The following is a 21,176-nucleotide window of genomic DNA, read 5'->3' as shown; positions in this document are numbered from 1 at the left end:
GTGTGGAGACGGCCTTCGGCCCAACGAGCAGTCGAGCGTGGACAGCGGCCGGGAGAACCTGCCCGACCGGGTCGAGCCCGGAGTCACCCACCGCGGTGTGCGCGCCTTCTACCGTGCCGTGAGCCGCCTGCCGTCCCGGCCGGGCGACGGGCCCTCCGGCAGCGCGGATGCGTGAACCTGGGCCACGCACACGAGGGACCGGCACCGAACCCGGTACCGGCCCCTCGTGACGTCTGACGCCGTGCGCTCTGCCCGCGCTACTCGGCGCGCTCGGCCTCCTGCGTCCGCTCCTTCTCCGCGAGCCGCTCGGCGAGCGCGTCCTTGACCAGCAGGTCGTGCCGGATCCGCCCCGACCGGTACCCCACGCGGGCGGCGATGTGCCCGGCCACGGGGATCGTCACGACCTGGAACAGGCCCACCAGGACCAGCGTCCCGATGTTGAACACGTTGGTCTCGGCGGGGATCAACCGGATCCCCAGCCCCACCAGCACCAGCAGCAGCCCCAGCACCTGCGGCTTGGCCGCGGTGTGCATCCGCGACAGCAGGTCGGGGAACCGGATCAGGCCGATGCCCGCGACGAGCGTCAGCAGCGCCCCCGCGAGGAGGCACAGCATCGCGATCCAGTCGAGGACCTGCACGAACTCGTCGCTCACGACTCCTCCTTCTCCGGTGCGTCCGAACCGTTCGACCCGTCCGAACCGCCGGAACCGTCCGACCCGTCGGAACCGTTCGCCGGCGCGCTCTGCCGCGCCCCGGTACCGGTCTCATCGGTGGTGCTCTGGGGAGGCACGTACTCCTCGGGCCGACGGGCCACGAACTTCGAGATGCTGATCGACGACGTGAAACCCACGAGCGCCAGCACCAGCAGCGTCGGCAGGATCGTCGGGTCCTGGTTGAACGCCGCGTAGGCGCCCAGGCCCGTCATGGCCGAGGCCACGAGCACGTCCACCGACAGCGCCCGGTCGAGGATGCTGGGGCCCAGGAACAGGCGCACGGTCCCCAGCAGCGCCGCGACGCCCAGCGCCACCGAGATCACGATCCACAGGGCGGTCACACGCGCTCCCCTCCGGAAACCAGGGCTTCCTCCAGCTCGGCGATGTCGGCCCGGGTACCCAGGGCCCGCACGATGCGCTCCTCGAGGTTGAGCACGTCCCTCTCGGCCGCGCGCACACCCTCGTCGTCGTCGGCGCCCAGCACGTGCACGAACAGCTCGCGCTCGGTCTGGCCGACCTCGACGATGACACTGCCCGGGATCACCGAGGTGACGATCGCCGTGGACACCAGCATCAGGTCGGAGCCCGTGCGCAGCTTCACCGCGATCACCGAACTCCGCACCGTGCCCGGGCGGATGACCTGCGCGGTCACCTGGAAACTCGCCACGAACATCTTCAGCGCGATGTAGACGAGCATCCGCACCGCCTGGAACGGCCACAGCCGGAACCCGGGTTTGATCGGCGGCAGCGGGAACACCACCATGATCGCCACGGACACCAGGAAGCCCAGCAGGAGCAGCCCCAACGACTCCGGCCGCAGCTGGAAGCCGTCGAACAGCAGCATCCACACCACCGTCATGCCGAGCGCGACGGGGATCTGGACTTTACCGAGACGCCGCCGCAGCCCCAGGGCGCCGAGGCGCTTCGGTGAGGTCGGGTCGGTCATCACTCACCTCCGAGGACCGCGTCGATGTAGGGCGTCTGGGCCATGAGCTCCACGGCCGCGTCGGACGCGTAGCCGATGAGCGGGCCGGCGAAGACCGTCAGCGCCAGACCGAAGGCGACCAGCGCCATGGTGGAGCCGACCATGCTCTTGGGCAGCACCACCGACGTGACCACCGGGGCGGACACCGCCGTGTCGCCGAACCGCGAGGACGGCCCCACGGCCTCGTCCGACGGGCCCAGCGCCGCCGTCGAGGAGGAGTCGGCCTCGGTGTCCTCCAGGACGGTGCCGGGCTCGGCGACCATGCCCTCGGAGGGCGTGCGCCAGAACGCGTAGTTCCAGACCCGCGCGATGACGTACAGGGTCAGCAGGCTCGTCAGCACCGACACGCCCACCAGCGTGTAGGCCAGCGGCGTCCCGGCCTCCACGCCGGCCTGCATCAGGCCGATCTTGCCGAGGAAGCCCGACAGCGGCGGGATCCCGCCCAGGTTCATCGCCGGGATGAAGAACAGGATCGCCAGGATCGGCGCGATCCGCACCAACCCGCCGAGCTTGTCCAGCTGTGTGGACCCGCCTCTGCGTTCGATCAGTCCCGTGATGAGGAACAGCGTCGTCTGCACGGTGATGTGGTGGGCGATGTAGAACACCGCGCCGGCCATGCCCAGCTCACTGCCGAGCGCCACACCGAAGATCATGTAGCCGATATGGCTGACCAGCGTGAACGACAGCAATCGTTTGATGTCGTTCTGCGCGACCGCGCCGAGGATGCCCATGATCATCGTCGCCAGCGCCACCCACATCAACAGGGTGTTGAGCTGCGTGCCGGGGAACATGAGCGTCTCGACCCGGATGATCGAGTACACGCCGACCTTGGTCAACAGGCCCGCGAACACCGCGGTGACGGGTACCGGCGCGGTCGGGTAGGAGTCCGGCAGCCAGGCCGCCAACGGGAACACCGCCGCCTTGATGGCGAACGCGATGACCAGCACGACCTCCAGCACGAGCCGGAGTTCCTCGTTGATCTCGGGCAGGCGCTCGCCCAGCTGAGCCATGTTCACGGTGCCGGTCGCGCCGAAGATCAGCGCGATCGCCACCAGGAACAGCACCGACGACACCAGCGACACCACCACGTAGATGGCGCCCGCACGCATCCGCGACTGGGTCCCGCCCAGTGTCAGGAGCACGTAGCTGGCGGTCAGCAGGATCTCGAAGCCCACGTACAGGTTGAACAGGTCACCCGCGAGGAAGGCGTTGGAGACACCGGCGACCAGGATCAGGTAGGTCGGCTGGTACACCGACAACGGCGCGACCTCGGCCTTGGGCGCCATGCCCTGGCCGATCGAGTAGATCAGCACCGCCAGGGTGATGGCGGCCGAGACCGTCACCATCAGGGCGGCGAGCTGGTCGGCCACCAACGTGATGCCGATCGGTGCGTCCCACCCGCCGACCTGCACGGCCTGTGGGCCGAGCTGGTGCGATCCGATCATCAGCAGGAAACCGACGACCAGGACCGCACTGAGCGTGCCCACGCTCAACCACTGCTGGAGCTTGGTCCAGCGCGTCCCGAGGGCCAACTTCACACCCGCCGCGAACAGCGGCAGGATCACCGGCAGCGGAACGAGCAGGTGCAGAATGTCGGCGAAGAATGACTCTGCCATCGTCACTCGCTCCCTTGCAGATCGCTGTCCTCGGCGCGAGCGAGGCGTTCACGCTCGGAACGCATCGACCGGCGCGCCTCGCGCCGCTGTGCGCGGATCCTGCGGCGCAGCTCGCGCCACAGTTCCCGCTCGGCAGCACGGTCGGCCTTGCGGTGTTCCCGCAGGCGGCGGCGCCCGAGCCGGATACGTCCGCGCAACTCGTTGACCTGGGCGGTCATGCTCTCCGTGCGGTCGCTGAGGCGACGCATGGTCTCCTGCGAGCGCTCGTCGGCCTCACCGTCCTCGGCCTCGACCTCGTGGCGGGCGAGCTCGGCCTGCGCCGCGGCGATCTCCGCCTTGATGCGGGCCTGCTCGGCCAGCTCCTGGGCGTCGGCCGCGGCGATGGTGGCCTGGAGTTCGGCCCGCTGGCGGCGGATGTCGGCCCGCAGGCGGCGGCGCTCCTGCTGGAAGCGGCGCCGCACCGCACGCCGGCCCTCGCCGTGCGCGATCCGGAGGTCCTCGGCGTCGTCCTGGACCTCGTCGTTGCCCTCGAGCTGCCAGTTCCGGTAGGCCATGGCCAGCAGGAACGCGGTCAGACCCAGGGTGATGACGATCGCGGTCAGGATCATCGCCTGAGGCAAGGGGTCGGTCATCCTGGTCTCGTCGCCGAACCAGAGGACGGGGGGACCGCCCTTCTGGCCGCCGGCGGCCAGGATCATCAGGTTGACCCCGTTGCTCATCACGACGAAGCCGAGGAGGACGCGGGTGAGGCTGCGCTCGAGGAGCAGCACCACACCCACGGCGACCAGGACGCCGATGACGATGACGAGGGTCAGGCTCGGTGAGTCGCTCACGAGGTGACCTCCTCGGCTCGCTTGGTGGCCTCGGCCCGCGACGCCTCGTCGGCCTCCGCAGCGTCCCGTTCGATCTGTTCGTCGATGCGGGCGCCCAGGCTCCGGAGGATGTCCAGGATCAGGCCGATCACCAGCAGGTAGACGCCGATGTCGAAGAACAGGGACACGGTGACGTGCGCCTCGCCCAGGATCCAGAAGTCCAGGTACCCGTGGGCCCCGGCGAGGATGGCGTCGCCGAAGAACGCGCCTGCGAGCCCCGTACCGGTGGCCACGGCCAGACCGGCACCGATGAGCGCGCCGGGCTGCACCCATGCGGTGGAGTACAGCTCGTAGCGGCCGCCTGCGAGGTAACGCACGATGAACGCCAGGCCCGCCACGATGCCTCCGGCGAAACCGCCGCCGACGGCCGTGTGGCCGGTGAGCAGCAGGTACACCGAGATCACCATGATCACCGGGAAGAGGAAGCGCGAGACGACCTCGAAGATGATCGACCGGCGCTCGGTCGGCAGGGTGTCGGCGCCCGGCAGCCACGTGCGGTTCCACTGCGGCTTGACGTGCATGGACGTCGGGGCGAACGAGATCCTGCCCAGGTCCGTGCTGCCGTGGCCGTTGGGCTGCTCCGGCGGGGAGGTGACCGACAGGGCCATCACACCGCCGGGGACCTTCCGCGGCTGCGGACGGCGGCGCAGGAACATCAGGCTGGCCACACCGGCAGCGGCGGCCGCCAGCACGGAGATCTCGCCCATGGTGTCCCAGGCGCGGACGTCGACCAGCAGCACCGAGATGAGGTTCTCGCCCCCGGCGTCGCGTGCGGCGTCCGGGTACCCGACCGCGACCGACTCCTCCTGGCGGGCGGCCAGCGAGTAGTAGGTCAGGAACGAGGCGAGCAGGCCGGTGGCGGCACCGATCGTCAGGTTCCACACGCGGCGGCCGCGCAGGGCGGGCGCCGAGAAGTTCGTGGGCAGGCGCCGCAGCACCAGCACGAACACGACCAGGCTGACGGTCTCGACCAGGAACTGGGTGAGCGCGATGTCGGGCGCGGCCTGCAGGTAGAACAGGGCGGCGCAGCCGTAACCGCTGATACCGACCAGGATCACCGAGTAGAGGCGGCGGCGGACGAACACCGCGGCCAGGGCGGTGACGATCATGATGACCGCCGGGATGACCTGCACCGGGGTGTCCCACAGGCGCAGTTCCGGCGTGGGCAGCTCCCAGATGCGGCCGGTGATGATCGGCCACACCGCACCGACGACCAGCACGACCAGGATCGTGCCGAGGTAGACCGGCAGCGAACCGCGCTGGGTGGCGCCGGTCGCCTGCAGGGCGAGGTTGTCCAGCCCGGCGAGCATCCGGCGGTAGACGCGGTCGGCGTCGACGAGGGCCATGGCGCGGTTGACGCGTTCCACGGCGTCGCTGAACCAGAACAGCAGCCCACCGCCGGCGAGCGCGATCGCCGACATGAGCAGCGGCAGCTCCCACCCGTGCCAGAGCGCCAGGTGCGCCTCGTACCCGCCGGGGCCCAGGGGCTCGACGGTGTCGGCGTACAGGGCGAAGAACGGGTCCATCTGGGAGGAGACCAGTCCGCCGATGAGGCTGAGCGCGGCCAGCACCACGGCCGGGGCCAGGAAGAGCGGCCCGGGCGCGTGCACGTGGGTCTCGGGCACGTTCTCCTTGGTGGAGAAGGCGCCCCACAGGAACCGGAGGCTGTAGGCCACGGTGAACGTGGAGCCCAGGACGAGGCCGGCCAGCACCACCGTGTCGAGGAACCCGCCGCCGACGTAGGCGCCGAAGGCCAGCTCCTTGGCGGCGAAGCCCAGGGTGGGCGGGAGCCCGGCCATGGACGCGGCCGCCACGACCGAGACCCAGAAGGTGCCCGGCATGGAGCTGCGCAGCCCGGAGAGCTTGCGGATGTCGCGTGTCCCGGTGCTGTGGTCGATGATGCCGACCACGAGGAACAGCGGCGCCTTGAACAGCGTGTGCGCCAGCAGCATGGAGATGCCGGCGAGGGCGGCGTACTGGTTCCCGGTGCCGAGCAGGGCGATGAGGAAGCCCAGCTGGCTGATGGTGCCGGAGGCCAGGACGAGCTTGAGGTCGGTCTGGCGCAGGGCCTTCCAACCGCCGAGCACCATGGTCAGGACACCGAAGAAGACCGCCATGGTCTGCCACACGGCCACGCCCTCGAAGGCGGGGGTGAGGCGGGCGACCAGGTAGACACCGGCCTTGACCATCGCCGCGGCGTGCAGGTAACCCGAGACCGGCGTGGGGGCGCGCATGGCGGCGGGCAACCAGAGGCTGAACGGGAACAGCGCCGACTTCGACATCGCGCCGATCATGATCAGCACGAGCGCGGCGTTGATGAGCGGTCCGCTGGGCGGCGCCTCGACGATCTCGGCGATCACGTAGGTCCCGGCGGTCTCGCCGAGCATGATCATGCCGACGAGCATCGCGAGCCCGCCGAGGGTGGTGACTGTCAGCGCCGTCATGGCGGCGCGGCGGCTCTCCTTCAGCTCGGTGCTGTGCCCGACCAGCAGGTAGGAGAAGACCGTGGTCAGCTCCCAGTAGATGAAGAGCTGGATGAGGTCGTCGGCGAGGACGAGCCCGAGCATGGCGCCCGCGAACGCGACGAACACACCCGCGAAGCGGCCGAGGCCGGGTTCGGAGTCGCTGAAGTACCGCGCGCAGTAGATGAGGATGAGCGTTCCGACGCCGGCCGCGATGAGGGTCATCAGCAGGCCGAGCGCGTCCATGTGCATGCCGAGCCGGAACGAGAACTCCGGTGCCCATGCGTAGGACGTGGTCAGCTCACCGCCGTCGAGGACGGTCGGGAGTTGGAAGAAGGCCCAGACGGTGGAGAGTCCGGGGACCACCGCGAGCGCGAGGAAGGCGTTACGGCCCCACCGGCGCACCAGTAAGGGCGCGACCGCCGCAGCGATGAAATGCGCCACTAGCACTGTTGTCAATGCGCCCCTCCCGGACCGGTCCGGGCCCACCCGAGTTCCGGGCGGACGTCCACTGCCCCTGCAGCAGACCGTTACGACCACAACCGGAGAGGTGGACGGGGCGTCACTGCGGCTTGCGGGGGCGTGTGTCTTCCTGAACTTGCGTGCGCAAGCTATTTAATAGCTAGACTATACAAGCGTCAAACCGCCGCGCGGACCCGGGGTCCGCCGGACCTTCTGCCTGCGAGGACCGTCCCGTGCCCGACGAAGCCCACGAATCCAGTGCGGAGCAGCACAACCGTGAACTCGAAGAGTTCCAGCGTGCGTGGACCGAACTGATCAATGCGGCCATACACGCACGATCCCGTAGCGGGCACGGACACCGCGGCGGCGAGGAGCTCACCCTCACCCAGGCCCTCCTCATGGAGGCGGTCCGGGGCATGGACGGACCCAGCGTCGGGGCCGTCGCCCAGATGGTGGGGGTGTCGTCCCCGTCGGCCACGCGCATGATCCAACAGCTCGAGCGCCGCGGCCTGATGGCGCGCCGCAGGTCGGAGCGGGACGAACGCAGCACCGTGGTCACCATCACCGAGGACGGCGAGCGGGTGCTCGCCCTCGCACGCGGTGACATGGAGGCAAAACAGCGCCGGGTCTTCGACGCCATACGGCCGGCGATGCGCCCGATGGTGATCACGCTCCTCCACGACCTCCGCGAGGCCCTCGACGAGACCTGAGCCGCCGGTTCGGTTGCGCCGGACCGACCCGCCGAGAGACATGAGTCTTCCCCTTGGCGCCTTCGTTACCCCACATTGACAACCGCATCAAGGGTCCCTTTCTTCCCGCGCACGGTTCACCGATTCGGTCCGACCTGAACAGGCGGCCGTAGCGCCGAATTGTGGCTCTGCCGTGGGCAGATCTGCCCCAGGCCGAAACCGTGGCCCCAGTGGTCCTCCCGGACGCAGGCTGGAGGGGAACCGGCCCGGAACCGCGGCCGGGGGAAGGAGACCACCGTGATCACCGCATCGACCCCCGTCGCCTCGGCCGAGGGGACGGAAGGCGCCTTCGACGACCAGCTCGCCGCGCGCCTCATGCGCAGCCGCATCGTGTTCCTGGGGACCCAGGTCGACGAGGCCAGCGCCAACCGTGTGTGTGCACAGCTCATGCTGCTCGCCGACGAGGACCCGCACCGGGACATCACTCTGGCGATCAACAGCCCCGGGGGCGTGATCACCGCGGGGATGGCCATTTACGACACGATGAACTTCGTGCCCAACGACGTCTCCACCGTCGGTATGGGCGTGGCCGCCAGCATGGGGCAGTTCCTGCTCTGCACCGGCACACCCGGCAAGCGGTTCGCGCTGCCGAACTCCCGCGTGATGATGCACCAGCCCTCCGGCGGCATCAGCGGGACCGCCGCCGACATCGCCATCCAGGCCGACAACCTCGCGCACACCAGGCAGACCATGGTCGGCCTCATCGCCGAGCACACCGGACAGACCGAGGAACGCATCGCCGCCGACCAGCACCGCGACGCGTGGTTCACCGCCGAGCAGGCCCGCGAGTACGGGTTCGTGGACGAGGTCGTGAGCGGCGTCGGCGAACTCGGCGGGGTCGGACCGCGCCTGGGCGCGCACGCGCCCGGCTTCAGCACCGGACGGGGAGGAACCCGATGAGCGGCCGTTACACCATCCCGACCGTCGTGGAGAGCACGCCCAAGGGGGAGCGTTCCTACGACGTGTTCAGCCGACTGCTGTCGGAACGCATCATCTTCCTGGGAACGCCCATCGACGACGACGTCGCGAACGTGGTCATGGCGCAGCTGCTGCACCTGGACCACGAGAGCAGCGACACCGACATCCAGCTCTACATCAACTCGCCCGGCGGCTCGAACACCGCGCTGACCGCCATCTACGACACGATGCGGTTCGTGCGCGCCGACGTGTCGACCGTGTGCATGGGCCAGGCGGCCTCGGCCGCGGCGGTGCTGCTCGCGGCCGGTGCGCCCGGCAAGCGGATGGCGCTGGAGCACGCGAGGGTCCTGCTGCACCAGCCCTCCGCGGAGGGGCAGGGCGTGGCCGCCGACCTGGAGATCCAGGCGGAGGAGGTGCTGCGGATCCGGGCGCAGGTCGAGGGGATCCTGGCGCGGCACACGGGGCAGTCGACCGAGCGCCTGCGGGCCGACACCGACCGGGACCGGTTCTTCACCGCCGAGGAGGCCGAGGCGTACGGGATCGTCGACGGCATCGTCTCGGTCCCGGAGATCACCCCGGAACCCGCCGCGGCCTGACGGGGGCACGTGGGGAGCACGGTGCCAATGCCCGGGGATCTTGCTACTGGAGCCAATATCGGCGCTGAAGTCGGCTCTGGTAGCAAGATCCTCGGGGGACAGGTGGCCCGACGGGGGCGGAACACGTGCGGCCCGGACCGCGGAGGGCCGGGCCGCATCGGGCGTCCGGGGTCAGGCGGCGAGCGAGAGCACCTGCGCCTGCCGGGCCGGCTGGGTCGTTGGTGTCTGCTGCGGCATCGGTGCGACCTGGTAGCTGCCGGTGCGCGCGAGGCGGATCGGGGCCGCGCGGTGGTAGAGCTCGGCGAGCACGTCGGTCAGCGACAGGCCCAGGGAGCGGTAGACGGCGGCGAGCACCTCGGAGGAGGCCTCCTTGCGTCCGCGCTCGATCTCCGAGAGGTAGGGGAGCGAGACCTGGGCGTCCTCGGCGACCTCGCGCAGGGTGCGGCGCTGCTCGGTGCGGGCGCGGCGCAGGAGTTCGCCGATGAGGTCGCGCATGAGCGGGTCGTCGGACCGCGGGGTTTCGGGCCGCTGCGGCTCGGGGCGCCCGTTCCCTGGTTGCCTGGTCGCGGGCTGCCCGCCCTCGGGTTGCCGGGTCTCGGGCTGCTGTGCGCGCGGGCCGCGACGGGCCTGGTCCAGATCGCGCAGGACGCTGTCGGACATCGGTTCCTCCCGGTGGCGGCGGTGGCCGTGGAGACCGTGGTGGCCACTGTGGCCGTGGCGGCGTGTTCGGCACCGTCGGCGGTCTCGGCGCGGACGTCGTCCTTCGAGCCTATGCGCCGGGGCGGAGCGTGGGCAGGGGGAGTGGGCCGGCTTCTGCCGACGGCAGAAGGGGAGGCGTGCGGGTCGGCGCCCGGCCCCACCCGGTTCCGCGGTCCCACCCGGCCGGAACCGTGTCCACTCCGTGATCGTTAACGTGCTCCGGGTAGTCTCCCCACGTCAGCTTCCTGGGGGTGCGCATGTACGGGTTCGACGGGTTGAGCGGCCGGCGGGAACGGGGGCCCTGGTACACGAGGTCGATCCCGGCGGCGCTGCTGGCCTACGCGGTGTGCGCGGCGGTGTTGTCGCTGGTCTTCCTCGCGGTGGTCTCGGCCTCTGTCGATGACACGGTTGTCGCAGGGGACCTGTTCCTCTACGTACTGGTGCTCGCCGCCGGGGCGCCGTTCGTGATCTGGGTCGTGGCCGCGCCTCTGGCAACCCTGGGGCGGTACCTGTCGCGGATCCTCGGTGGGCACCGTGTTCCGTGGACGGCGCTGGCGTTGCTGGTGGTGCTGGCGGTTTTCTGGATGGCGATCGGGTTCTGGACCCGCACCGACCTCGACATCGGCTTGTTGCTGTTCGTCCTGGTGCTGACCGGGCCGGCCACTGTTGTTTATGCCGCGCTGCGGACCGAGGAAAGGGTCGCCCAGAACCGCCGCTGGGAAGGGCGGTCACCCGACGCCTGACGCCGGGCGACCGCTGCGCCGACGTAGCAGAGCCTCGACGGAGACGACCTCCGTCGGGGTTCCGTTGTTGTGAGCGGCGAGCGGTGAGCGCGAGCTCAGCTCTGCCGGACCGCGCCCAGCAGCGCTCGCCACTCGCTCCCCGGGACATCGAGGTGGCCGAGCTCGGGGTTCTGGGAGTCGCGGACGGCGGCGTTGCCGCCGGGTGCGTCGGCGAACTCGACGCAGTTCGACGGGTTGCTGTAGCTGCTCTTGCGGAAGGCGAGCTGCGGGTCTTCGGTGGCGGGCATGGTCGGGACCCTTCAGTGGGAGGTGGCTGGGGTCGTGCCTGTACTGGACTTACCCGTGATGCAGTGTCTTCAGCAGCGCTCGCCACTCGCTCCCCGGGGCCTGAAACGCAGTCCTCCGGGCTCGGTGGGCCGACACATCCGAGGGCCGTTCTAGAGGCCGTCGTGGATGCTCTTCATCCTGCGCACGGACTCGGCCTGCGACAAGGCCAGCTCCTGCAGCCCGTCGAACACCGACCGGTACGCGGCGACCTCCTGCGGTCCCTCCAGGAACAGGCCATCGGTGCGGGGCTCCAGGTACACGACCGGGGCGTCCAGTGCATCCGGGAAATCCAGCACGACGAACGAGCCGGCGATCCCGGGGTGCAGTCCTGCGGAGAACGGCAGGACCTGGACGGTGACGTCGGCGTCCGCATCCTCCGCCTGTTCGATCAGGTGCCGGATCTGCCCTTCCGCAACCCCGCCCTCGACAGGGATGCGGTGGAGCGCGGACTCGTCGATGACGGCCCGCACCGTCGGCGCTCCCTCACCGATGAGCACCTCATTACGGGCCATCCGGGCCTCCACGCGCCGGTCGACCCCCACGGCCGGCTCTGTTGGGGTAGCCCGCGCGATCGCGGCCGCATACCCCTCGGTCTGGAGCAGCCCGGGGACGACGATGGGCTGGTAGGTCGAGATCATCGATGCCTCGGACTCGAAGCCCACCAGGGGATCGGAACCGAACACGTCCTTGAACCGGGTCCACCACCCCTTCTCCCGTGCCTGACGGGCCAGGGAGAGGATCGCTTCCCGCTCGCCGCCCTCGACCCCGTAGTGGTCCAGCAACTGACGGATGTTGCCCACGTCGGGGCGCGTCCACTTATTGCCTTCCATGTGGGCCAAGCGGCCCCGTGACCATTCGAGGTCAGCGGTGACGGTCTCCAGGGTGGAGCCGTGGTCTCGTCTGAGCTGGCGGAGCACGGCGGACAGGCGGCGCCTTCGGACGGTGGGGCTGTGTCTCCTGCTCATGCGCCTCTCCTTGGGGGGTCGTGCTGCCGATCGTAGAGCAGACCTTCTCAAGCAGGCATATTTCGGAATCTAATTAACGGATTCCTGCTTAGGTCTTGCAAATATTATATTCCGAAGTTAATCATTGAGGGGTACTCAACCGGGCCGCCCCGTCCAGCGGCACCACGACAGGAGGCTGCGCAATGCCGCGCTACCTGAGCCCCTCGGCGCTCGCCGCCGTCCGTGACCTGGCCGCCGAGCGGCTGCAACGCCGACGTCCACGCAACGCCGCCCGTGTCCGCCGCTACCTGTTCGCAGCGGGTGCAGCCGGGTCGATCGGCTCGGCCGGATCCGTAGGCCCGACCGGCCCGACCGGCCCGGCCGTCTCCCGCGTGGCCACCGCGTGGACCTCCGGAGCCCGCCGGGTGGTGGGCGCATGATGGACCAGTCCCGATACCCCCTGGGCGACCAGCGCGACGTCATCGTGATCGCCGACGCCGTGCTCGACGGCGGGCGTGAGCTGACCGGTGACGAGATCGGCCACCTGATGGTTCAGCTCGACCGCGCCCGGCTCGAAACGCTCTGGCGGGAGACGCACCGCAACTACCCCCTCGGTTCGTGGGTCGCCCCCGTCAGGGATGCCGGCGGGCGCCGCTCCGCTGTCGCGCAGGTGATCGGCTACGGGCGCGCGCGTCCCGGCGCTCCTGGCCATGTACTCAGGGTCCGCACGCAGCAGGGCGAGGAGCGGGGCGTGTCCGCGGCTCGGGTACGTGTTGTCCCGGTGCCGTGCTCCGGTCAGGGCGGGCAGGGGCAGGGGAGTGGGCAGAGGTGGAGGCAGAAGCTCTGACCTGCCGGTCGTCGGCGCTCGCCGGGCGCCGGCCGGGCGCTGACCGGGCCTTGCGTGGATTGCACGTGCGAAAGGCCCGTGCAAGGTCCCCTGCAAATGGGTGTGCGTTTCCCGTTTCCCTTTCCCCTGATCCTCCGGGAGATTATCCGGGGCGGTCCGGAATGTGCACAGATAATTGGGAGCTCCGGGCGATAAAAGTGTGACCCTTGGTATCGCACCAGGTCAGGGTCTTGGCCTTGGTCTCGGTTGTGTACCGTCCATATTTAAAGGTCTGGCATTCCATAACCCGCGGTGCGATTATGCGGGTGTTGGGTGGTGACCAGTTGGAGATACAGCTCCTCGCCCGAGGCCCCCGCGTACTGGTCGAGAACCGGCCCGTGCCCGCGGGGCCGCAGAAAGCACAGCTGCTCCTCGCCGTGCTCGCCCACTCGGTGGGGCGCCCGGTGCCGAAGTCGGACCTGGTCCGGTATCTGTGGGGCCAGGACCCGCCTCCCAGCGTCGACAATACGCTGCATTCCCAGGTCAGCCGCCTCCGCAAGAGCCTTGTCAAGGCCGGACACCCGGCCCCGATCCACCATCGCAACGGCGGTTACGTCCTCGACGTGCCGGGGGACACGGTCGACCTGCTGCGCGTGGGCGGGCTCGACAAGCGCGCCCGCGAGTGTGTGCGCCGAGGGGAGTACCGGGAGGCGGCCGACCTGTACGACCGCGCTCTCGGGCACTGGTCCGAAGATCCCCTCTGCGAACTCGGCGGGGCCTGGGCGGAGAAGGTGCGGGAGGAGTGCTCCCGGCTGCGCACCGACCTGCTCGCCCGATGGGCAGACGCGGCGCTCGCCCTCGGGCTGGCGCCGCAGGTGAACGAGCGGCTCGCCGGGCACGAGGACACCGACGTGTTGACCTTCGCGCACATGAGCGCCCTGATGGCAGAGGGGCGGCACGCAGACGCGATCGAGTGTTACGGACGCCTGCGCGAACGCATGAGGGAGGAGCAGGGGACCGAGCCCAACCCCCGCACGCGCCGCCTCTTCGAACGGGCGTTGGGGGAGGCGGACGGGGATCAGCCCGTGCCCCTCACCGGCCGGTCGACCGGCCCTGATGTTTTCGAGACCGTCGATACCTTGCGCGCCGACATCGCCGGTTTTGTCGGCCGGGAGGAAGAGGTCGAGGCCCTGCTCGAGAGGGTGCGGCAGCCGCGCTCCGCGCCCTGTGTCCAGCTCATCACCGGGCTCGGCGGCACCGGCAAGACCGCACTCGCCGTACACGTCGCTCACCTGGTGCGGGAGGACTACGACCTGCGTCTGGACGTCGAGGTCGGCGACAACCGCATCGACGTTGTGCTCGGCCGCCTACTCGCCATGGTCGGTGTCCCCGAGAGCTCCATCCCGTCCGACCCGGACACCCGGATGGCCCTGTGGCGCGACCGCGTCGCGGACCGCAGGGTGCTTCTGCTGCTCGACAACGTCGTGCAGGAGGAGGCCCTCCAGCGCATCACCCCGGGCAACCCCGAATGCGTCGTGTTCGCCACGGCACGGCGTGCCATGGCGAACACCCTGGTGACCACACACCGAATCGAGGCGCTCGAACCCGAGGACTCCGAGCGCCTGTTCTCCCTCGCCACCGGCCGGGAGCCCGACGAGGGCGTCGCGCGGGTCACCGAGCTCCTGCGCCACCTCCCGATCGAACTCCACTTCGGTGCGGGCCACCTGAGACGGCACCCCACATGGAGCCTGGACGACCTGGCGGAACGGCTGCATCGCCAGAGGGAACGGAGCGGTGGTTGGGCCTACCCCGTGTTCTCCGACTCCCTCGGGCTCCTCTCGCCGATGGAACAGCGGACCTTCCTCTGCGCGGGACTGCACCCCACGGCCACCGTCACCGAGGACGTGCTCGCCGAGGGGGTGGGGAGCCGGGAAGACGTGGAGCGGTCGATGGACGAACTCCTCGACACGAACTTCGTGGAGGAGGTCGGCCCGGGACGGTATCGACTCCACGACCACGTGCGGGACTTCGCGCAGTGGTACGCAGAGCGCAACATGCCGGCGGGGGAGCGAGAGAGCGTTCAGCGGCGCTACTCCGACCACTACCTGGCCGCGCTCGACGCCGCAGACCGCAAGGCGCGCCCTGGGCGGCGACGGATGGGTCCGCCACTCGTCCCGGGGCCGTCGACGCCCGTGTTCGCCGACGTGCGGGTCGCCCGGGAGTGGTTCGCCGACACGTATCCCGTCATCGACGCGCTGCTCCAGCGTGCCCGTGAACAGGCCGCCGACCACTACGTGGCACGTTTTCCGCTCGTTATGGCCGGACTCCTGGAGAGCACCGGCCCCCTCGACCGTGCGGAGGAGTACCTCCGTTGGTCGCACGAGGCCTGGGGAAAACTGGGGTGCGCGGTGGGTCAGGCGGACGCGTTGTACGAGCTCGGCCTGGTCCGGCGGCAGCGCGGCGACATGGTGGGTGCGGAAGCTTTGTTGCGCAGCGCGTTCGACCTCTGGCTGGATCACGATGCTGTGCAGCAGGTCCCGCACGCCCGCACCTGGCTGGCCTGGTTGCGGCACGAGCGAGGAGACCTTCGCTTCGCGCGGATCGAATTCAGAACGGCGCTCAACGAATTCCGGAGGCTTGGTGACGTTCGGGGGACGGCCAAGGTCCACCATCAACGGGCGTTCGCCGAGCAGAGTGTCGGCCGGTACGACCTCGCACGCGTGGATTACGGGACAGCTGCGCACCTGTACAGGGCGCTCGGAGATGTCCAGAGAGAAGCGAGCGTCGTCACCGGGCATGCGGGTGTGCTCTACGACCATGGGCTCTACAGGGACGCGGAGAGGATGTTCGAGCGCTCCCGACGTGTGTATCAGGCGCACAGCGACATCTCGGGCGTTGCACTGGCGCACATGAACTTGGGGGTGACCGCCCTCTACCGCCATGGATACGAGAGCGCACTGGCCAACATGGAGGCCGCGCTCTGGTACTTCCGCACCACCGGTGAGGAAGGGAAGGTGGCTCAGTGCACCGCGGATGTCGGGACGGCCCTGCTCGGTCTGGGCAGAGTTCGTGAGGCCCGCGATACTTTGGAGTCCGGGCTCGAACACGTGTCGCAGGGCGAGGCAGTGCTGCCGAGAGCCCGGATTCTGCGGGCCCTGGGAGACGTGCATGAGGAAGAAGGCCGCATCCACGGAGCGCGGTGGTGTTACATCTCCGCGATGCGGGCGGCGCAAGCAGAAGGCTCCACCACCGAAGAGGGGCAGGCCTGTGAGCGGCTCGGCGATCTGAGCGACGGTGAAGGGGAGGAGCCCGAAGCCCTCGCGCACTGGCAGCGTGCGGCCGAGGTCCTGGGCAAGGTGCCGAACCCGCATGCGGCCCGGGTCAGGCTCAAGGTGGAAGTGACGCTCGACGGTATGTCGGGCTTGAGCGGCTGATCAGTTTTCCTGAGCAGTCTCCCGATTTGCCTGCAGGGTCGGGGCTGGTGGGGCTAGCGTTTCTGATGAACGTTTGTACCCCCGAATCACTGAAAGTGACTGCCTCATGCAATGGCGCATGCATCGTCACGAACAGCCCCCTGTTCACCTGCCCCGCATCGCCGTGGCTGCTGACACCGCCCGGGACGACCGCACAGATTGACCGAGCAAGACCCCCGTCGGCCTTGAAGACCGGCGGGGTTTTTGTGTGTCGGGGCAACATGCTGGGACCAGGGTGCCGAAGCCTTCCCCCGACCCTCCCGGAATCCCCTTGCCCCGGCGGCGAGGGCACGAGGCCCGGGCGATCGGCGGCACGGCCGGCGGCAAGCGTGGTGCCAGCGCTGTGCAAGGTCCCGCAAGCGGCCCGCAGGCGCCGGTCAGGGTCGTGCAAGCCCCGGCACCGAGTGTGGGAACCGGTCCGACTTCCCCGACCGAGAGGACCGGAGCATGCCACATGAACAACACTGGAGGCGCGACAACGCGGGCCCCGTGGCCCCCGTCACTGTGCGTACACAGCGGACGGTCGCCCTGGTCGTGGAGAGCGGTGCGGCCGATGATCGCCTGCGGGACCTCCTCCCGCTGTTCGAGAACGACCTGAGGATCCAGACGGTCCAGATAGCAGGTGAGGGCTCCCGGTTCGCTCCGAGCGGGCGCACTGCGCTCGAATCCAGCGGCGGTCTCGTGCTCCCTTGGAACGAGGCGCTTCGCCACAGGTTCGACCTCGGGGTCGCCGCGCACAATGGGCACAACAGCCATTTGGAACGGATCAGTGCGCCCATGCTCGTTCTGCCACACGGCATGGGATTCAGCGGATCGGTCCCTCCCGGTCCGGGGTTCGGTCCGCCGCTGGCGACCCCGCCGACGGTCGATGCCGTCTACTCGACCTTGGTCAGATACGGGCGCGTGACACCTGCGGCGCTGGGCGTAGCGCACCGGAACCACAAGGAGCTCGTCACACGGGTCGTGCCCGAAGCAGAACCGATCTGCCACGTCGTGGGCAGCACGGCTTACGACCGAGCGGTGGCGTCGGCTTCGCTCCGGGAAGACTTCCGCAGGGCGGCCGGAGTGGAGGACGGGCAACGCCTGGTGGTGTTGTCGAGCACGTGGGGTCCCAACTCCTTGGTGGGCTCGGGGTTCCATGTCGTGCAGAGACTTATGGAGGAGCTGCCTCGTGACCACAAGGCTGCTCTCCTGGTCCACCCCGGTGTTTGGTCAGCGCACGGTGCGCGGCAGATACAGGCCTGGCTGGCCAGTGCCCGGGCGCGGGGCCTTCGAATCCTCGAGCGGAGGGCCTCCTGGCCCTCGCTGCTGGTCGCTGCGGACGCGGTGCTGGGCGATCACGGCACGACCACGTTCACCGCAGCGGCTCTCGGGAAACCCGTTGTGCTCGCGGGCGGCTCGTCCCCCAACACAGACCCCCGATCCCAGGCTCGTGTGATGCTCGAAAACGAACGGTGGTGTGGACCAGAGGGATCCATTGTCCGGCAGCTCGACCGCGCCGCCGACGAACGCTTGCCGGAGAAGGCGGAACTCTACGCAGGGTTGTTGACCTCTGAGCCCGGCAGGTCCGCTGAGCTGCTCCGCGCGCTCATCTACCGGTTGCTGGAGCTCCCGGAACCGAGCCATCCGGCTCCGACGCACTGCCTTCCCGTCCCCCGGTTCGTCGAAGAGTGGTGATCTCCGTGGCCGGACTCTCCACGTCGGGCTTGGTCCGAGTGCGAGTGCGCATCGGGCACCACGCCCACGATCACCTGCACGGGCGGTTCCTGGGTACGGATGTGCCGATCCGTGCGCGGTTGGCGGACGTGATCGTGGTCGAGACGGACGGGCTCGTACCGGCAGAGCACTTGTTCAAGGCTCTGCCGGGCTGTCTCGTGTTGATCTGCCAAGACCGGGTTCCGCGTGTGATCCGGCGAGGCGCTCCAGCGTTGCCGCTCGAGGGCAGCGCATCGCCATTGTTCTTGGGGGCTGTGCACCACGCATCGTTGATCTCGGGACAAGGTTCCGACCTGCCGGAGGCGATCCTCGACGGGTTCAGGGTCAGCTGTCGAGGTCCTCGAGAAGCTGTCGTGTCCTTTGCGCAGCCGGATCTCCGTGCGCTGTGTACGTGGACAGTGCTCGAGTGAGGTCATCGCGTGCGTCGTCGAGGTGGCCGGCGAGCTGGGCCGCCTCGGCCCGCATGACGAGGTGGCCTGCCGCAGCGACGATTGCGCCCACACTCTCGGCCAGAGCGAACGCCTCCTCCAACAGAACACGGGCAGCACGGTGGTCGGCTCTGGCGAGGTGGATGGCGGCTGTCTCCCCGAGTGTGCGCGCACGCTGGTAGGCGTCGTACTCGGCTGGGAATCCGTCCAGTGCCCGTGAGAAGTGGGCCAACGCCAGGCCGTGCCTCCCAGCGTCCCTGAACGCTCTGCCGAGTCTCCGAGAGATGAGCGCCCTGCCCCGGGCGTCACCGATCCTCTCGTAGACGTCGTAAGCGCGGCGAAAGTAGGGGACAGCAGAGACGGGGCGGCCGCGGACCACCTCGCTCATCCCACACCCTTCCAAGCTGCTGGCGATACCCAACTCATGGTCGGTCCGTTGCCAGAGGTCGAGGGACCGCAGATACGTGCTGTGAGCGGTTTCGAGGTCTCCAAGGCTGCGTTGCGCGGCGGCGAGGGCCAGTGCCATACGCCCTTGGGCGGCATTGTGGTCCAGAGTTCGGGCCGACGCATCGCCGAGCAAGTGGGTCTCTGCCCAGGCCTCGAAATGCTTGCGGAGGGTGAACAGGCTCCGCAGGGCCTCGCACAACTGCCAGCAGGTTCGGTGTCTTCCCGTGTCGTGGGCAGTGCGGACACAGGCCCTGAGCACGGGGAGTTCCTCCTCCAACCAGCTCAGTGCCTGGTCATGCGAGGGGAAGGCGGGGCCGTCGAGGCGGTCGTACACAGGGCCGAGAGTCCACCTGTGCGGGTTGAGTACCCGGTCCGCCGAGGCGGCGGTGACGAGGTAATGCTCCAGGATGCGGTCGAGGGTCTGCTCGCGCTCACCCTCCGACTCGTCCGCCTCCGCACGCGCCCGGGCGTGCAGGCGCGTCAGGTCGTGCTGGCGCAACCTCCCGCCCGCGCCCTCCTCCAACAGACTCGCGGTGAGCAACTCGGTGAGCAGCTCCTCCGCCTCCTCCAGGGGGAGACCGGCGAGCGCCGCCGCGGCCTCCGGCGTCAGGTCCCTTCCTGGTGCCAGGCCCAGGAGCCGGTACATGCGCTGCGCCCCCGGCCCCAACCACCGGTACGAGTCGGTGAGCGCGGCCTCCACCGACATCTCCGGCCCCGCGCTCAGCGCACCCAGCGCGCTCAACGCACTCAACCGGTGGCGCGCCCGCGAGAGCCGATCCACCAGCCGGCTCAGCGGTTGGTGGCGCCGCACGGTCAACCCGCTGACCGCAGCACACACGGCGAGCGGCAGACCGCCGCAGAGGTCCGTGAGCCGGCTGACGGCGTCGGGTTCCGCGCGGGCCCGGCCGTCGGACAGGATGCGTTCGACGAGTTCGGCCGAACCGGAACCGTCGAGCGGGCCGAGCTCCAGGAACTCCGCCCCGTCCAGGCGGAGCCCGCTCAGGTGCAACCGCGTGGTGACGAGCACCAGGTGCCCTCCGTCCCCCGGTAACAGCGGACGCACCTGTGCGGCGGAGACGGCGTTGTCCAGCAGTAGGCCGATACGCCGACCGTGGGTACACGAACGGAAGGCCGCCGCCCGCCCGGCCAGGTCGTGCGGGATGTGCTCCGGCGCCGTCCCGAGATCACGCAGGAACCGGTCCAGCACGTCGCCCGGGTCGGCCGGGCCGTCGCCGCTGAACCCGAGCAGATCGCAGTGGAGCACCCCGTCGGGCAGGGTGTCGGCGACCGTCGAGAGGAAGTGCGTGGCGAGCGCCGTCTTGCCCACGCCCCCGGTCCCGTGCAACACGACGACGTGCCCCGTGCCGGTCGCGGTGCCGGTGTCGGAGCCGGTGCGGGTTCCGGTGCCGCTCCCGGTCCCGGACCCGGTGTCATGGAGGGCGTGGAGGCGGCGCGTCTCGTCGTTGCGGTCGGTGAACAGGCGCGGACTCGCGGGCAGCTGGTGCGGTGCGGGGGCCGGGGCGCCGACCTCCACGGCGCCGTGCACGGACCCGATCTGGACGACCGTGCCGGAGACCTGCCCGGCGGCCACCCGGTTCCGGCCCCGGTCCCGGTCCCGGTTCCGGTCGCCGTGGTCGTCGCCGTGGTCGCTGTCGTGGGGGAGCGGCATGGGGGGTCTCTCGACGTCGACAGGGGTGGAGAGGTCATGCCCGAATTCGCGCCCCTGTAGTCAAAACGGTCGAAACTTCACATGCCCGTGCACGTGCAGCAACTCTGTGGCGCCAAAGTCTGACAAAAGGTTCATACAGGGCAGGCGTGCTCCAGTGTCCCCGTGCCCCATGAGGGAACGGAAGGGGAGCGCAAGAGCGCCGATCAGCGATCGCCGACCAGGGAGGTACACCCGTGGAGATCACCGGAATCTTCAGCGCGATCATCGTCGGGTTGATCATCGGGGCGCTCGGTCGCCTCATCATCCCGGGCAAGCAGCACCTGCCCATCTGGCTCACACTCCTGCTCGGCATCGTGGCCGCGTTCGTCGGAGGCTGGTTGGCGGCCATCTTCTCCACGGCCTTCCTCTGGGTACTGCTCGTGCAGGTCCTGGTCGCCGCGGTGATCGTCTACCTCGCCGACGGGTTGTACGCCAAGAACGCCGGATGAGTAACGGATGAGCCGGGCCCGCCGCTCCGGCGCCAGGCCCGCC

General features: G+C 69.5%; 20 protein-coding genes. 10 read left to right on the top strand and 10 right to left on the bottom strand.

Translation table 11 applies throughout. From position 1 onward, the window contains the following. Positions 1 to 37: 37 nt before the first annotated feature. Positions 38 to 175 (top strand): hypothetical protein, encoded by a 138-nt coding sequence (locus tag IDM40_RS27840; RefSeq protein WP_216630316.1) that lies wholly within the window; start codon positions 38 to 40, stop codon positions 173 to 175. A gap of 82 nt (positions 176 to 257) precedes the next feature. Here the strand turns inward: IDM40_RS27840 and mnhG are convergent, their stop codons facing one another. The 6 genes from mnhG to IDM40_RS04535 are packed head-to-tail and all read right to left on the bottom strand — an operon-like array spanning position 258 to position 7,098. After that, complete coding sequence (gene mnhG, locus IDM40_RS04560; RefSeq protein ID WP_193120621.1) at positions 258 to 653, bottom strand: monovalent cation/H(+) antiporter subunit G; 396 nt, start codon at positions 651 to 653, stop codon at positions 258 to 260. Beyond that, positions 650 to 1,054: a monovalent cation/H+ antiporter complex subunit F gene (locus tag IDM40_RS04555; RefSeq protein ID WP_328806937.1), complete on the bottom strand. Its 405-nt coding sequence runs from the start codon at positions 1,052 to 1,054 to the stop codon at positions 650 to 652. The genes mnhG and IDM40_RS04555 overlap by 4 nt, the downstream gene beginning before the upstream one ends. Continuing rightward, complete coding sequence (locus tag IDM40_RS04550; RefSeq protein WP_193120620.1) at positions 1,051 to 1,659, bottom strand: Na+/H+ antiporter subunit E; 609 nt, start codon at positions 1,657 to 1,659, stop codon at positions 1,051 to 1,053. The genes IDM40_RS04555 and IDM40_RS04550 overlap by 4 nt, the downstream gene beginning before the upstream one ends. Continuing rightward, on the bottom strand, positions 1,659 to 3,314 hold the full coding sequence (locus IDM40_RS04545; protein WP_193120619.1) for a Na+/H+ antiporter subunit D: 1,656 nt from the start codon (positions 3,312 to 3,314) through the stop codon (positions 1,659 to 1,661). Before IDM40_RS04545 ends, IDM40_RS04550 begins: the two co-directional genes overlap by 1 nt. 2 nt (positions 3,315 to 3,316) lie before the next feature. Beyond that, positions 3,317 to 4,147 (bottom strand): Na(+)/H(+) antiporter subunit C, encoded by an 831-nt coding sequence (locus IDM40_RS04540; protein ID WP_193120618.1) that lies wholly within the window; start codon positions 4,145 to 4,147, stop codon positions 3,317 to 3,319. Next, complete coding sequence (locus IDM40_RS04535) at positions 4,144 to 7,098, bottom strand: Na+/H+ antiporter subunit A (protein ID WP_193120737.1); 2,955 nt, start codon at positions 7,096 to 7,098, stop codon at positions 4,144 to 4,146. Before IDM40_RS04535 ends, IDM40_RS04540 begins: the two co-directional genes overlap by 4 nt. Before the next feature lie 245 nt (positions 7,099 to 7,343). Here IDM40_RS04535 and IDM40_RS04530 point away from each other — a divergent pair, with 245 nt between their 5' ends. The 3 genes from IDM40_RS04530 (at position 7,344) to IDM40_RS04520 (ending at position 9,373) form a co-directional block, all read left to right on the top strand. Continuing rightward, positions 7,344 to 7,820 (top strand): MarR family winged helix-turn-helix transcriptional regulator, encoded by a 477-nt coding sequence (locus IDM40_RS04530; protein WP_193120617.1) that lies wholly within the window; start codon positions 7,344 to 7,346, stop codon positions 7,818 to 7,820. A 276-nt stretch (positions 7,821 to 8,096) separates the two neighbouring features. Further along, entirely contained in the window at positions 8,097 to 8,759 is a 663-nt protein-coding gene (locus IDM40_RS04525; protein WP_193120616.1) for a ClpP family protease, read from the top strand. Then, positions 8,756 to 9,373: an ATP-dependent Clp protease proteolytic subunit gene (locus IDM40_RS04520; RefSeq protein WP_193120615.1), complete on the top strand. Its 618-nt coding sequence runs from the start codon at positions 8,756 to 8,758 to the stop codon at positions 9,371 to 9,373. The genes IDM40_RS04525 and IDM40_RS04520 overlap by 4 nt, the downstream gene beginning before the upstream one ends. A gap of 171 nt (positions 9,374 to 9,544) precedes the next feature. Here the strand turns inward: IDM40_RS04520 and IDM40_RS04515 are convergent, their stop codons facing one another. Beyond that, positions 9,545 to 10,033, bottom strand: a complete 489-nt coding sequence (locus IDM40_RS04515) for a helix-turn-helix domain-containing protein (RefSeq protein ID WP_193120614.1) — start codon at positions 10,031 to 10,033, stop codon at positions 9,545 to 9,547. Positions 10,034 to 10,329: 296 nt separating this feature from the next. Between IDM40_RS04515 and IDM40_RS04510 the strand changes: the two genes are divergently transcribed. Next, positions 10,330 to 10,815 carry a hypothetical protein gene (locus tag IDM40_RS04510; RefSeq protein WP_193120613.1) on the top strand — a complete coding sequence of 162 codons (486 nt, stop codon included), beginning with the start codon at positions 10,330 to 10,332 and terminating at the stop codon, positions 10,813 to 10,815. A gap of 95 nt (positions 10,816 to 10,910) precedes the next feature. On the opposite strand, the gene IDM40_RS04505 is transcribed toward IDM40_RS04510, so the two are convergent. Together IDM40_RS04505 and IDM40_RS04500 are read right to left on the bottom strand one after the other, a co-directional pair. Then, on the bottom strand, positions 10,911 to 11,102 hold the full coding sequence (locus tag IDM40_RS04505; protein WP_193120612.1) for a DUF397 domain-containing protein: 192 nt from the start codon (positions 11,100 to 11,102) through the stop codon (positions 10,911 to 10,913). Positions 11,103 to 11,252: 150 nt separating this feature from the next. After that, positions 11,253 to 12,107: a helix-turn-helix domain-containing protein gene (locus IDM40_RS04500; protein WP_193120611.1), complete on the bottom strand. Its 855-nt coding sequence runs from the start codon at positions 12,105 to 12,107 to the stop codon at positions 11,253 to 11,255. Positions 12,108 to 12,289: 182 nt separating this feature from the next. On the opposite strand from IDM40_RS04500, the gene IDM40_RS04495 reads away from it, so the two are divergent. The 4 genes from IDM40_RS04495 to IDM40_RS04480 all read left to right on the top strand — a co-directional run bounded on the left by IDM40_RS04495 (position 12,290) and on the right by IDM40_RS04480 (position 18,062). Then, on the top strand, positions 12,290 to 12,526 hold the full coding sequence (locus IDM40_RS04495; RefSeq protein WP_193120610.1) for a hypothetical protein: 237 nt from the start codon (positions 12,290 to 12,292) through the stop codon (positions 12,524 to 12,526). Then, positions 12,526 to 12,933 carry a hypothetical protein gene (locus IDM40_RS04490; protein WP_193120609.1) on the top strand — a complete coding sequence of 136 codons (408 nt, stop codon included), beginning with the start codon at positions 12,526 to 12,528 and terminating at the stop codon, positions 12,931 to 12,933. Before IDM40_RS04495 ends, IDM40_RS04490 begins: the two co-directional genes overlap by 1 nt. A gap of 323 nt (positions 12,934 to 13,256) precedes the next feature. Continuing rightward, a complete protein-coding gene (locus IDM40_RS04485; RefSeq protein WP_193120608.1) occupies positions 13,257 to 16,346 on the top strand; it encodes an AfsR/SARP family transcriptional regulator in 3,090 nt (1,029 codons plus the stop codon). A gap of 486 nt (positions 16,347 to 16,832) precedes the next feature. Next, entirely contained in the window at positions 16,833 to 18,062 is a 1,230-nt protein-coding gene (locus IDM40_RS04480) for a hypothetical protein (protein ID WP_193120607.1), read from the top strand. A gap of 363 nt (positions 18,063 to 18,425) precedes the next feature. Here the strand turns inward: IDM40_RS04480 and IDM40_RS04475 are convergent, their stop codons facing one another. After that, a complete protein-coding gene (locus IDM40_RS04475) occupies positions 18,426 to 20,645 on the bottom strand; it encodes a tetratricopeptide repeat protein (RefSeq protein WP_193120606.1) in 2,220 nt (739 codons plus the stop codon). A 233-nt stretch (positions 20,646 to 20,878) separates the two neighbouring features. On the opposite strand from IDM40_RS04475, the gene IDM40_RS04470 reads away from it, so the two are divergent. Further along, positions 20,879 to 21,133 (top strand): GlsB/YeaQ/YmgE family stress response membrane protein, encoded by a 255-nt coding sequence (locus IDM40_RS04470; RefSeq protein ID WP_193120605.1) that lies wholly within the window; start codon positions 20,879 to 20,881, stop codon positions 21,131 to 21,133. Positions 21,134 to 21,176: the final 43 nt, after the last annotated feature.

The sequence above is a fragment of the Nocardiopsis coralli genome (assembly GCF_014892575.1).
GTDB classification, from domain to species: Bacteria; Actinomycetota; Actinomycetes; order Streptosporangiales; family Streptosporangiaceae; genus Nocardiopsis; species Nocardiopsis coralli.
This window is presented reverse-complemented; position numbering and strand designations above follow the sequence as displayed.